The organism is Kurthia huakuii LAM0618 (assembly GCF_000505545.1).
Taxonomy (GTDB): Bacteria; Bacillota; Bacilli; order Bacillales_A; family Planococcaceae; genus Kurthia; species Kurthia huakuii.
This window is the reverse complement of the sequence record NZ_AYTB01000015.1, coordinates 77,687-91,488: the sequence shown is the minus strand read 5'-3', so window position 1 is coordinate 91,488 and position 13,802 is coordinate 77,687. Positions and strand designations below refer to the sequence as shown.

At 39.2% G+C, this 13,802-nt stretch carries 10 protein-coding genes and 1 riboswitch; of the genes, 4 read left to right on the top strand and 6 right to left on the bottom strand.

Annotated features, from left to right (window positions below):
* Positions 1-332: 332 nt before the first annotated feature.
* Both V514_RS20850 and V514_RS20435 read left to right on the top strand, forming a co-directional pair.
* Positions 333-1,016: a methyl-accepting chemotaxis protein gene (locus tag V514_RS20850; RefSeq protein WP_029500206.1), complete on the top strand. Its 684-nt coding sequence runs from the start codon at positions 333-335 to the stop codon at positions 1,014-1,016.
* A 54-nt stretch (positions 1,017-1,070) separates the two neighbouring features.
* On the top strand, positions 1,071-1,232 hold the full coding sequence (locus V514_RS20435) for a hypothetical protein (RefSeq protein ID WP_161630202.1): 162 nt from the start codon (positions 1,071-1,073) through the stop codon (positions 1,230-1,232).
* Positions 1,233-1,331: 99 nt separating this feature from the next.
* Here the strand turns inward: V514_RS20435 and metE are convergent, their stop codons facing one another.
* The gene (gene metE / locus V514_RS0112140; RefSeq protein WP_051392470.1) at positions 1,332-3,626 is read right to left on the bottom strand and encodes a 5-methyltetrahydropteroyltriglutamate--homocysteine S-methyltransferase; all 2,295 of its coding nucleotides are present in this window, start codon (positions 3,624-3,626) and stop codon (positions 1,332-1,334) included.
* Between the two features lie 148 nt (positions 3,627-3,774).
* Positions 3,775-3,952: riboswitch (cobalamin riboswitch) on the bottom strand.
* Between the two features lie 248 nt (positions 3,953-4,200).
* On the opposite strand from metE, the gene V514_RS0112135 reads away from it, so the two are divergent.
* Positions 4,201-5,337: a SpoIIE family protein phosphatase gene (locus tag V514_RS0112135; RefSeq protein ID WP_029500204.1), complete on the top strand. Its 1,137-nt coding sequence runs from the start codon at positions 4,201-4,203 to the stop codon at positions 5,335-5,337.
* 38 nt (positions 5,338-5,375) lie between these two features.
* Here the strand turns inward: V514_RS0112135 and V514_RS0112130 are convergent, their stop codons facing one another.
* From V514_RS0112130 to V514_RS0112120, 3 genes are all read right to left on the bottom strand, one after another.
* The gene (locus V514_RS0112130; RefSeq protein WP_029500203.1) at positions 5,376-6,203 is read right to left on the bottom strand and encodes a CheR family methyltransferase; all 828 of its coding nucleotides are present in this window, start codon (positions 6,201-6,203) and stop codon (positions 5,376-5,378) included.
* Positions 6,203-8,926, bottom strand: coding sequence for an ATP-binding protein (locus tag V514_RS0112125; RefSeq protein ID WP_029500202.1), 2,724 nt, complete (start codon positions 8,924-8,926; stop codon positions 6,203-6,205). Before V514_RS0112125 ends, V514_RS0112130 begins: the two co-directional genes overlap by 1 nt.
* 143 nt (positions 8,927-9,069) lie before the next feature.
* Positions 9,070-9,411, bottom strand: coding sequence for a hypothetical protein (locus V514_RS0112120; protein ID WP_029500201.1), 342 nt, complete (start codon positions 9,409-9,411; stop codon positions 9,070-9,072).
* Positions 9,412-9,726: 315 nt separating this feature from the next.
* On the opposite strand from V514_RS0112120, the gene V514_RS0112110 reads away from it, so the two are divergent.
* A complete protein-coding gene (locus V514_RS0112110) occupies positions 9,727-11,238 on the top strand; it encodes a glycine betaine uptake BCCT transporter (protein ID WP_029500200.1) in 1,512 nt (503 codons plus the stop codon).
* Between the two features lie 53 nt (positions 11,239-11,291).
* Here the strand turns inward: V514_RS0112110 and V514_RS0112105 are convergent, their stop codons facing one another.
* On the bottom strand, positions 11,292-12,011 hold the full coding sequence (locus V514_RS0112105; protein WP_029500199.1) for a hypothetical protein: 720 nt from the start codon (positions 12,009-12,011) through the stop codon (positions 11,292-11,294).
* A gap of 252 nt (positions 12,012-12,263) precedes the next feature.
* Positions 12,264-13,766, bottom strand: coding sequence for a succinate CoA transferase (locus V514_RS19190; RefSeq protein WP_035944794.1), 1,503 nt, complete (start codon positions 13,764-13,766; stop codon positions 12,264-12,266).
* Positions 13,767-13,802 lie beyond the last annotated feature (36 nt).

Genomic DNA, 13,802 nt, shown 5'->3' with positions numbered 1-13,802 from the left:
GCGCGGTTCCGGTTTTTTGTGGCGAACGCTAAAAAAGGAACATGAACTGTGTTGTCCCAGCCTCTTTTTTAGAAGAAATTTTAAATGATTGTGAAAAATAGAGCGATTTTTCTATGACAAAAATAATGATTTAAAAATGTATCGCTTAAAAAAAGAATTTGAAACTCATCCTTCAGCAACTTTTTTCATTTTTTTTAGTAAAAAACAAACTTAATCATCCGTTTTTTAATATTATTATATTTTTATTGGTAATAATGTTATTTTTTGCATTTTTTATCTATCTAATTTACACTATGCCTAACGTATAAATAGATGATTAAAGGGGTGTAGCAATGAATAATGTATTAGAAATGAATTCAACGACATTAATCCAAACGATTTTTTCTAATTTGGCTGTCATTCAATTTGATACGTCGAAAAATATTGTATTTGCGAACGATATTTTCTGCCGTGTCATGAAATATGAACAAGGAGCATTACATCATGTAAAGCATAAAAATTTATGTTTTAGTGAAGATGTACAATCTTTAGAATATGAAAAATTTTGGAATTCATTGTTGCGTGGTCAATGTTTTAAAGGGATTGTAAAAAGGAAAAATAAATTAGGTGATATCGTCTGGATTGATGCCACGTATATGCCGATTATAGAAGATTCACACGTAGTGGGCGTGTTGAAATTTGCGACAGATGTAACAAAAAAGCAGCAGCATCTTGAAAATATTGAGCAAAAGTTACAACATATTGTTTCTTATTTGTATCGTAATTATACAGAAGGGACGGACGGTATAAATGTGATGTTGCAAGTAATGAAGGATTTAGAGTCTGAAGTAAATGATAATTTTCAAAGTATAAAGCAATTAATTGTGAATGCACAAGAAGTATCGAATGTGACGAAAACGATTAAAAAAATTGCGAGTCAAACAAATTTGTTAGCATTAAACGCAGCGATTGAAGCAGCACATGCAGGTCCTTATGGGAAGGGCTTTAATGTCGTTGCGACGGAAGTAAGAAAATGATCGAACGATGTAGACCATTCTGTTAAAGATGCCAATGAAATTATCAACTATATTATGACAACATTAGATCAACATGCACTTGGAACGGCAGAAATTGATACTAAAATGAAAAATACGACGACGGAATTAGGCATTTTAACAGCGCAGTTTCAAGCGTTAATGCAACAAGTAACGGAGTTAGAAGTTGTATCAAACTCCTTAGTAAGTAAAATCTAGTAGTTGAGAAAAGATTGTTCTACCTATGGAACAGCAAAAAGCGAACTATACAGAATCTTCAACGTGAAGTTTTCTGCTAGGTTCGCCTTTTTCATGGATTTATGATAAATGATGCTGGTACGCTTTTTGACGCAATGCTGTGGCCGCTTCAACCATATGTTTTAGCGACGCAATTGTTTCAGGTTCTTGACGCGTTTTTAAGCCACAATCTGGATTGACCCAAAAATGCTGCGTTGGAATAACTGCTAAACTGTCGTCTAAAATCGTCGCCATTTCATCGACTGCTGGTACGCGGGGGCTATGAATATCATAGACGCCAAGCCCTACACCATATGGATATGGATTTTCTTTCAGTGAATGAATGAGCTCACCATGACTGCGCGATGTTTCAAGTGAAATCACGTCAGCATCAAGTGCGGTAATTGGTGCAATAAAATCGTTAAATTCACAGTAGCACATATGCGTATGGATTTGTGTCGTATGATCGACGCGTGATGTGGCTAGTTTAAATGCGTCAATCGCCCATGTTAAATATGTTTGCCAATTTTCTTTGCGCAGTGGTAAGCCTTCGCGTAGTGCTGGTTCATCGACTTGGATAATGCGAATGCCAGCCTGTTCAAGCGCGTCGATTTCTTTACGCAAAGCGAGGGAAATTTGAGCTGCAACGATATCACGTGTGATGTCATTACGGACGAATGACCAATTTAAAATCGTTACCGGACCCGTCAGCATACCTTTCATCCATTTATCGGTATGTTGCTGGGCAAAGACGGTTTCTTTAACGGTCATTGGCGCTAACCAGTCTACATCGCCATAAATGATTGGCGGCTTAACGCAGCGTGAGCCGTATGAAACGACCCAAGCAAATGTTGTGAATGCAAAACCAGCTAGTTTTTCGCCGAAATATTCGACCATATCGGTACGCTCAAACTCCCCATGCACGAATACATCTAAACCAATATCCTCTTGAATCGTAATCCAGCGACGTGTTTCATCCTTAAGTTTTGCTTCGTATGCTACATCATCTAACTCTCCTCGGCGCCATGCTGCACGCCACGAGCGCACTTCTTTTGATTGCGGGAAGCTACCAATCGTTGTTGTCGGAAATAGCGGTAACTTCAATGCTTCCTGTTGTAACGGAAGTCGTTCTGTAAATGGCATCGCGCGCTTGAAATCATGTTCATCGAGTTTTGCGAGAGCGGTAGAAACTGTCTCGTTTTGGCGACTCGAATGATTTTTCAATGCCTCAATACGCTTCATACTAGACGAAACTGCACTTGGATTTGGCCATGTAGCCGTTGCGATATAACCACTCACTTCGACAAGCTCTGTTAATTTTTCATCGCTAAATGCAAGTGCATTTTTTAACGTCTCAAATAGTGTCGTTTCATTGGACACAGTTACCGGGCAATGCTGCAAGCTACACGACGGTTGTAGCCAAATATTTTGAGGTGATACGAGCGTTTGCACAGCTTGGACATCTTGTGCCACTTCTTGCAAATTGCTTGCCCAAATGTCACGGCCGTTGACAACGCCAAGTGCTAATGTTTTCGTTTCAGGGAAGCCATGTTGACGCAGCGATGCTAAATTTTCTTTTTTGCCATGTACAAGATCTAGTCCGATACCTGCTACGGGTAAGTTTGTGATGCGCTCAAAATGCGTTAATGCTTCGAAATACGTTGTCAGCATGATTTTTGCTTGCGGCACGGCTTCTGCCAGTTGTGTATAAATCACTTCGGCTAGGCGGGCATCACTTTCTGAAAGTGCCGTTGTAAAAATCGGTTCTTCTAGTTGAATCCACTCAGCACCTGCATCAACGAGCTGTTGTAGGACTTGCGTGTAAAGCGGCAGTAGCTCTAATAAATAATGCGCGAGCTCTTTATCATTGTAACCTTTCGTTAATTTTGAAAACGTTACTGGTCCAATTAATGTTGGTTTAACGTCTACATCGACGGCGTCTTTCGCTTCTAAAAACCAATCGACATAATAGTTGTGATTTAACGACAATGTGGCACCTTCATATTCAGGAACGATATAGTGATAGTTTGTATTGAACCACTTTGTCATTTCTGAAGCTACCGTATCACTTGTACCACGAGCCATTGCGTAATATGTTGTCAGCGTGGGCACCTCTTCTAACGTGCGATAGCGTGATGGAATTAAATTGAAAAGAAATGCCATATCTAACATGCGGTCATACATTGTAAAGTCGCCCGTTGTTACTTGGGTTAAGCCGAGTGCTTGTTGCTTTTTCAAGTGCGTGATGCGTAAATTTTTCCATTCAGCTTGCACTGTTTGTTCATCGATTTCTTGTTTCCAAAAGCGCTCTAGAAGGCGTTTCCATTCGCGATTTTCGCCGATATACGGGTAACCAATTGCTGTTGTTGTAATCATTGTTATTCCTCCTTTGGTGTATTACATAACTCCAAATAAAAAAGCTATTTCAATTAAGAAATAGCGGAAGAATCTATGCATCGTTAAAAGGTCACATCCTCTGACTGACCAATCGCACAGAACACCGCTCATCTCCACGTGAGCCTTTGGTGTGTACTCGAAACAGGCAGGTCTCCTGGCTTATCATCAACGCGCTTAAAGCCTTCCCATTTCCACAGTGGCTATTTTTTAAGCGCTCCGAATTACAGTTGCGGGACAGCGATGGATTTTCACCATACTTCCCTTTTAAGCATGTTTTCACATGCACCGGTTCGTAACACGTTATGTAATTGTTTATTACTATAGCATATATTTTTCTGAAAATACAATATATTTGGAAATTGAACAGATATTTGCTGAAAACCTTGTAAAAAGATATGAATTAAAAAAATTAATGATATACTTGAAAAAATGTTGCCAATGGTATAGTTCGAGTAGCCAATAGCATCGTAAAGGCTTAAGAACTAGGTGTATTGGATGACGAATTACATGGTTTGAATTTGTTATACTAAAAGAGAATAAAGGGAGGGATACGATGACCATTCTTCTAGTAGATGACAATAAAGTTAATTTATTTGTCATGGAGAAAATTTTAAAAAGTGCAGGGTATGATGATTGCGTATCTCTAACGTCGGCACAAGCATTGTATGATTATTTGAAAGTTACGATACCTACGCATAAACCAGATGCGGTGGATTTAATTTTATTAGACATTATGATGCCAGAAATCGATGGTATTGAAGCTTGTCGTACAATTCGTGCGGATGAACGTTATAAAAATATCCAAATCTTGTTTACGACGGCGCTCGATGATAAGAAAAAATTGTCAGAAGCACTTGGCGCAGGTGGTAACGATTACATTACGAAGCCGATTAATAAAACCGAGTTACTCGCACGCATGGATGTGGCGCTGCGATTAAAACGCGAGTTGGATTGGCATATGACGCACGATGAAAAAATTGAAAATGAATTAAATTTAGCAGCACATGTACAGCGTAGTTTATTGAGCGAACCGTTTACGCATGACCATCTTGCCGTACAAGTCGCCTATAAACCATCATTTAACTTGGCTGGTGATATGTATTACTGGGAACAAGTTGATGAAGACCGCTACGCTATTATGTTATTTGATATGATGGGGCATGGGATTTCCGCATCGCTTGTCTGTATGTTTATTTCGTCAGCGCTGCGCGATAGCGTCAAAAAACGCGTGAGTCCAGCGGAGGTCATGGTTGAGTTAAATCGTTATATGTCGTTACTGCATACCGATAAAGAAAAAATTCCATATTATTTTACAGGAATTTATATGTTAGTAGATACGAAGGAAAAAACGATTGAATATGTGAATGCTGGTCATCCACATGGTTATGCGTGGCTAAACGAAAATGAATTACTACATTTAGATAACAATGCGTGTGCAATTGGTTTCTTTGATGACATTCAAGTGAAATCAAAAACGGTTTCGTATGACACATCGGCGCAAATTGTCATCTTTACTGATGGGGTGCTTGAAGCGATGCATCCAGATGAATTTGAGGCAGAAAAACGTATGGATAAATTATCAGCGCAAACGTTATCACTCGATAAACCGCTACTTGATTATGTTATTCCGCGTGAACAACAAGAAAATCAGCCTGATGATATGTGTATGATGATTATTCAGGCGACATAGGAAAACCCCGAAGTGGCTTGCGCCGCTTCGGGGTTTTTTTAATCATAAATCTTCTGATAAATTTTTTCGTTTGCAATCGTTTCTTCAAATTTTGGCATAATGCCTGAAAAGCGCAATGATTCTTTTGCGCCGAGGCAAAGGAAACCACCGCGTATCAAGCTTTCATGGAAGAGTTGGTACACTTTATTTTGCAGCGTCGGTGAGAAATAAATTAACACATTGCGGCAAATAATTAAGTGAAATTCATTGAATGATTGGTCGGTTACTAAGTTGTGCTGTGCAAAGCTAATAGGTTCTAGTAGTTTTGATTGAATGTAGGCAAACTGACTATCGGTGTAATAATACTCCGAAAAAGCTTGGCTTCCGCCTGCAAGCATATAATTTTTCGTATATGTTTGCATTTTTTGAATCGGGAAGCGAGCAGCGCGAGCGCGTTCTAGTACATCTTCATTCATATCGGTTGCATAGAGTGTTGCTTTATCAATGAGTCCAAGCTCGGTCAATAAAATGGCGACTGAAAATACTTCTTCGCCAGTCGCGCATCCAGCATGCCAAATGCGAATTTCCTCATGATTTTTAAAGCGCGGCAAAATATCATCGCGTAGTGCTTTAAAAAAACTTGGATCGCGAAACATTTCAGTGACGTTAATCGAAAAGTCATTTAATAAGTCGTTACGAGATTTCGTATCGTAAATAACTTTTTCGGTAAGGCGCGAAATATTCGGTAAATGCTCTAACGCAAGGCGATTGTGTACGCGACGCGTAATGGATGAACGATTGTATTCGCGAAAATCATACGATGTTAGATGGTAAATAGCTTCTAATAACAGTGCTACTTCTAACTCTTCCGTTTTCGTTGACTCCATTACATCACCTCAGTAGCTAACCAAACGCGTAAAACAGAGAATAGTTGTTCTAAGTTAAGCGGCTTGCTAATATAATCTGTTGCACCTGCTGCGATGCATTTTTCACGATCAGACTTCATTGCTTTAGCAGTGAGTGCGATAATTGGCAACTCAATGTGCATATCGTTGCGTAAAATTTTCATCGTATCATAACCATCTAGCTCAGGCATCATAATATCCATTAAAATAACATCGACATAACGGTCTTGTTCAATAAAGTTTAAGCATTCACGACCATTGCGGACGCTGTCAACAATCATACCGTGCTGCTGTAATGTTTTTTCGAGCGCGAAAATATTGCGCTCATCATCATCAACGATTAAGACACGTTTGTTTTTAAACAGTTCATCGGCTAGCTTTGTCGTTGTTTCAACGATTGGCATAGCATCCGGTGTCTCTTCTAGTGTAGGGACATCAAATATTAAGTCTACCGGCTTATCAAAGTGCTCGGGTAAACCTGTTGGCAGACTTGGCAAGTAAACGGTAAATGTACTACCTTCGCCCTCGACACTATCTAACGTAATCGAGCCGCCTAATAGTTGCGCAAATTCCTTACAAATAGAGAGGCCAAGTCCTGTGCCACCATATTTTCGTACGGTAGCGCCATCTGCTTGTTGGAATGATTCAAACACTAGCTCATGTTTAGATGTTGGAATACCAATACCAGTATCGGTTACAGAGACGGCAAGCCAGTGGTCGGAAATGGCTTGTTGTTCTTTTGTAAGCGAAGGATTAAATAGATGGACACTAACCGAGCCATGTTCAGTAAATTTAAAGGCATTGGACAAGAGATTTTTTAAAATTTGTTGGAAACGTTTATGGTCGGTATGAATGACATCGGCGACATCGGTATCTTTTACGACATGGAAGGCGACATTTTTTTCATTGCCGAAATGCGTAAATGATTGTTTTAAATAAAGTGGTAACTCATCAATATTTACTTCTTCATATAAGATGTCTAACTTACCAGCTTCGATTTTAGAAAGGTCGAGAATGTCATTGATCAAGTTCAATAAATCTTTACCAGAAGAATTAATAACGCGCGCAAATTCTTCATCTTCATATTGTGCAGCATCTTTGGCATTGTCGGCAAGCATTTCCGATAAAATTAAAATGCTATTTAGCGGCGTGCGTAGCTCATGCGACATATTTGCTAAAAATTCGGATTTATATTTTGAACTTTGGATAAGCTCTTCGGCGTTCCGCTCTAAATCGGCTTTTGTGATTTCAAGTTCGGCCGTTTTTTCTTCGGCTTCACGCGTGCGTTCTTCCAATTGTTCATTAATATTCGTTAATTCTTCGGTTTGCGCCTGCAATTCTTCTGATTGCGTTTGCATTTCTTCCGATTGCGTTTGCAATTCCTCTGTTTGTGCTTGGAGTTCTTCGCTCATTGCACGGGATTCCGTTAATAATTGGATGACTTCCATACGCGTTAAAACACTGTTAATTGTTAAGCCAAGTGAACTCACAACATCTTTCAAGAAAATTCTGTCCAATTTTTCGAACGTATTTAACGTTGCTAGTTCAAGTAAAGCAATTGTTTTTTGTTCGAAAATAATAGGAATAATAATGACCTCTTTTGGTGGCACATTGCCAAGACTTGTTGAAATTAACTGATAGTTATCCGTTTCTTTCAAATGAATGATACGGCGTTCTAATGCAGCTTGACCTGCAAGACCTTCACCGATTTTAATTTCTTGGCGACCAATTTCTTTGTCGGAACCTGCAAATGTGGCCTGCTTTTCAAGAATCATGCTTTCGTTGTCGTTACGAACATAAAGTGCGCCATAAGTAGCGCGTGTCACTTTGGCTACTTGTGATAAAAAAATAGACGCTAATTGATGAATGGCATCGACACCTTGATAATTTTTCACGATTTGTGCGGCATTGCTTTGTATCCATTGACGACGCTCTAAATCGTCTAATAAATCATTTGTTGCGACACCTAAATCGCGTACTTCATCGTTTGTCGTAATCGGAATACGTGTTGTAAACGTGCCTTTTTCTTGCGCAATATGACGAATCGCCTCAGTTGTACGGGTAATCGTGCGTGTAATTGATTTTGAAATAATAGAAGAAAAGAACACGGCAACAATACTCGCGACAAATAAAAATAAGCCGAGTGTCATAATAATTTTATTATTGTCGCTGTCAAGCCGTTGCGCCTCTGTTGCAAGGTGCGTGGATTCATTATCGCGAATTTTTGATAATGTAGACATCGTTGTTTGGATTTCGGAGCGACTAACTTCCTCACGATAGAATTTTTTAATGCCTATTGTATCATTATTGCGTTTCAAATTAATCGATGGTTCGCCAGCATCTTCAATCCAACGATTAATATGAAGCTTTACCGATTTTAAATATTCCTGTTGTGCTGGGCGGCCTTCCATTAACATATGCAATTCGTTCCAGTCATCTTCCCAGTTAGCTCGCGCCTCGCGATAAGGCTCTAAATAAGAATCTTTACCTGTCACGATATAACCACGCTGTGCACGGTTCATGTTCAATGTATAGTTTTCTAAACTGCTAATAAGCGTTTGTACGGTTGCGTTTGTTTTCATTAACGTATTGCGCTCTGTTTGAAGCGTATTTATTTGAAAGCCAATAATGCTGACTGCCGCAATGAGACAAAGTAGCAATGCAATGTACCCGCTCGTAATTTTAGAACGGATTTTTAGTTTCACCTTTTTTCCAGCCCTTCATAATAAATTGAGAAAATAAACCATTTTAAGTGAATCATAATTGACTTGAAAACGCAAGAAAACGCCGATTTTTTCCATTTAAAAAGAAGAATCACTCGCAAGTAATTCTTCTCGGTGGAAAACGATTATTGCATTTTTAGTTCGGCTTGGTCTTTTTCTTTTAAGCCGGTTTGGTTCATGCCTGTTAATGTATAGGCTTCTTTTACGGTTGCTGTTAATTTACCACGTTTTGTTTGGACATTAATCCACATAGAATCAGGACGTGTGTTGCTGCTCATTGCTTTATCCTCTAGCTCTTCGATTAATTCTTTAATTTGTTTTTCATCGTCCATACTTGTTTCAACTGTATATTGCTGCATGCCACGTACGACTGTATCTTTGATGATTTCATATTCAGTGTCGCTATTACCACAAGCACCTAATAATAAAACAGAAGACAGTGCGGCAGCAGATAAAATCTTTTTCATGTATAAAATCCTCCTCATAGCTTCCTTTATTATAGCACCAACATATGGAGGAAATGTGAAGGTTTATGACTATTTGAGAACAAATGATGTTTAATAGAAATAAGAAAGGGAACGATTTAAAAGGTGAGTATTTGCTAATTTTTCATGTGAAAAAATTAAACAAGATTGTAGTACAGGACACCTTTTCTTATACATAGAGTACTTTTTTTACAGTTATTAATCAAATTTCCAATTATGAGAAAATTTACTGCTATTGTGATTAGTGTTACAGTAGAAAAGTATAGTGAGAAAATTTATGAAGAAAAGGAGAAAAAAATGAAGAAATTAGGGATTGTTTTTTGGGCATCCGTTACAGTGACTTTAGCTGCCGCTGCGATAGGTTTATTGGCACCTGAAATGTTTGAAAAAGTAACCGGCAATATCCAAAGCTTTTTGACAACATCATTTGGTTGGTATTATTTATTAATCGTTGCGGTCATCGTAGCATTTTGTCTATTTTTAATATTAAGCCCAGTCGGTGGTATTCGTCTAGGCAAACGCACAGATCGTCCAGAATATAGCACGCGTTCATGGTTTGCAATGTTATTTAGTGCGGGAATGGGGATTGGTCTTGTATTCTGGGGAGCAGCTGAACCGTTATCACATTTTGCGATTAATGCACCAGAAGCAGAAGAAGGTTCTCAGCAAGCATTAAAAGATGCGTTTCGCTACACATTTTTACACTGGGGTATTTCCGCTTGGGCCATTTATGGTATCGTCGCGTTATCACTCGCATATTTCCAATTCCGTAAAGGGATGCCGGGCTTACTTAGTTCGACACTTTATCCATTAATCGGTGAACGGTCTAAAGGTTGGATAGGGCATACCGTTGATATTATTGCTGTATTTGCGACCATTATTGGTGTCGCGACAACATTAGGTTTCGGTGCTCAACAAATTAACGGTGGTTTATCGTATTTAACATCGATTCCAAATAGCTTTACTGTTCAATTTATTATTATTATTATCGTAACGGTACTATTCATGATTTCTGCGTCAACAGGTCTCAATAAAGGCATTCAAATTTTAAGTAATACGAACTTATACATTGCCTTTGTGCTATTCGTACTCCTGCTTATTCTAGGGCCAACAGTACAAATCATGAATAACTTTACGAACGGCCTTGGTGGCTATTTGCAAAATATGGTTAGCATGAGCTTGCGTACGTCTCCTGGTGGAGAAGGACGTGATTGGATTAATAGCTGGACAATCTTCTATTGGGCTTGGTGGATGTCTTGGTCACCATTCGTAGGGATTTTTATCGCACGTATTTCACGTGGTCGTACGATTCGTGAGTTTTTAATGGGCGTTATTTTATTACCGACAGTTGTTAGTCTACTGTGGTTCGCTGTATTTGGTACTTCGGCGATTACAGCAGCAGATAAAAACCCAGCTATTACAGAATTACCAACGGAACAAGTCTTATTTGGTGTTTTTGAACAAATGCCACTGGGTACGATTTTATCGGTTGTCGCGATTATTTTAGTGGCTATCTTCTTTATCACATCAGCCGATTCAGCAACATTTGTACTCGGTATGCAAACGACAGGTGGTTCATTAAATCCATCATTTAAAGTGAAGTTGATTTGGGGAATTTTACAAGCAACGATTGCTATCAGCCTTTTATTCTCAGGTGGGTTGCAAGCACTCCAAAATGCGGCCATTATTGTCGCGTTCCCATTCTCGATTCTGATGCTCATTATGATGTATTCATTGTATAAAGCATTGATGCATGAACGGCGGGAGCTTGGACTGTATATTCGTCCGAAAAAACAAGAACATAAGTAATAATGAACGAAAAAAAACGGAAATCTCTGCAGAGGGATTTCCGTTTTTTGGATTTAATGTGTTACCGTCATATACTGTTCTTTCCAATTATCGCGGCGTTCTTCATACGTTGAAGCGGCAAGGTCTTCCGTGCCGAATGACAGCGTATAGTGGTTTGGCGCATGGAAAATAATATTGATTGTTGACCAATTTTCATCGTATAGCGCGTTCCATTGTTCATGGAAGCGTGTTAAAATTTGCGCGAATGATTTTTCTTTCCATTCAGTTGGCGTGTTATAAACAACGTCATCGCGGTATTCGAGTTCGCCTTTTGTATTGTATAGGCAGTGGTGGCCACGTAAATAAGGAGCTGGTTCAGTAATTTCACGATAAAGCACGCCATTACCTTGTGTATATTTACGTGCAATACGAACAGCTTTTTCTTCCAAGCGATGTAATTTTGCGACACGACCGAACGTATTTTCAGGAATGCCTGCTACTTGCTCAACATCCCAAAGGCCATCATCCGGATGTTTCGTTGCGATTAAAAATAGATCGCGCTCGTTTTCCTCGCAATGCGGTAAAATTTCTTTTTTTAATTTGCCAATGAGTTCAAAATAACCGGCATCATGAGTAGGGATGACAGCTTCATCATTTTCTAAACCGTATGTGACTTTTAAAAAAATATCAGGGTATATGATTTCCGCATCAATCAATACTTGTTGTACATTTGCTGGTACATAAGGTGTTACGATTTTTTGAAAGCGGATTAAATTTTCATTGTTTAAACGCATTTTCATCACTCCTCTGCCAAATATAAACATCTGTGTAATAGGCTGTTAATCACCTATCTCTATCATATAGTAAAAACAGTAAAAATGGTAAGAAAACGTATAATTTTTTTGGATTATTTAGTATAAAAATGAAAGAAAATGGTATATTTCTTGTTCGATTTGCTGATTATTGTCGTTTAAGCGGATTACTTGGAAGAAATAATACGAAAAATTAAAACAGGAATCGTGTTCAAGACGATTCCTGCGTTGCATTTAATTATTAACAATCACTTTTTTCTTCGCATTTTTGTATTCGATATGCCAAGAGAAGGCTTCCTCTAAAATATGTGGTGTTTGCGCATTGTTTGTTTCTTCAACAGCGCGGTTGTAGTAATCCCATAGCTTGTCTTTAAAGTTCGGGTGCGCACAGTTGTCGATGATTGCTTTTACGCGTTCTTTTGGCGCCATGCCACGTAAATCCGCGACACCTTGCTCGGTAATAATGACATCGACATCATGTTCGGTATGGTCAACATGTGACACCATTGGCACGATTGATGATAAGCTACCTGCTTTTGCAGACGATTTCGTTACGAAAATGCCGATGCGTGCATTACGAGCATAGTCGCCTGAGCCACCGATACCATTCATAATTTGTGTGCCGAATACGTGCGTCGAGTTCACGTTACCATAAATGTCCGCTTCGAGTGCAGTGTTAATGCACACAAGACCTAAGCGACGAATAATTTCAGGATGGTTTGAAATCTCTTGTGGACGCAATACAAGCTTATCCGCATAGTTTTCGATGTTATTGTACACTTTATCACAATAACGTTCACTTAATGTAATAGACGTACCAGAAGCGACTTTAATTTTGCCGGCATCGATTAAATCGAAGACAGCATCTTGTAGTACTTCAGAATAAAGTTCTAAATCCGTTAAATCAGATTCAAGGAAGCCATTTAAGACAGCGTTTGCGACTGTGCCGACACCTGACTGAATAACCGGTAGTTCATCGACGCGACCAGATTCCACTTCCTCACGTAAGAAAGCGATTAAATGGTTGGCCATCACTTGTGTTTCTTCATCTGGCTCAATAATTAATGCTGGCGCATCGCGTAGCTCTGAATGGACGATACCAGCAATTTTGTCGATATCGACGCGAATACCTTGTTCGCCAATACGGTCCGCTGGGTCGACAATCGGAATCGGCTGACGGCGGCCTTTACCGGCTTTTTCAGGCACATAAATATCATGAATACCTTCTAAATCAGGTTGGGCTGTATTTAATTCGATTAAAATTTTGTCTGCATATTGTGCATAGATTGGCGCGTTACCAACAGAATTAGTTGGAATAATCAGACCATCTTCGGTAATAGCCGATGCTTCAATAATTGCGAAATCAATTGGACCAATGACGCCGTTACGCACAAGTTCAGCATTGTGTGATAAGTGCATGTCTGTGTAGAGTACAAGCCCTTCATTGATTGAGTTACGCATTAATTTTTCAGCTTGGTACGGGCCACGCTTACGAATAATGCCCGCTTCGACCATATAATGATCCACTTCTGGACCAAGCGAAGCCCCTGTATAAACATCTAGCTGGAATGATTCTTTTTTCGCGCGTTCAACAAGTGCAAGCGGAATTTCCTTGGCGTCACTAGCACGCCCAAAGCCACTCATGCCAACAACCATGCCATCTTTGAACCATGATGCTGCTTCTTCTGCTGAAACGATTTTATCGATAAGTTTTGGTAATCGGATACGTTCTTTCATTTAAGTAATTGCCTCCTCTGATAGTGAATGTATAAG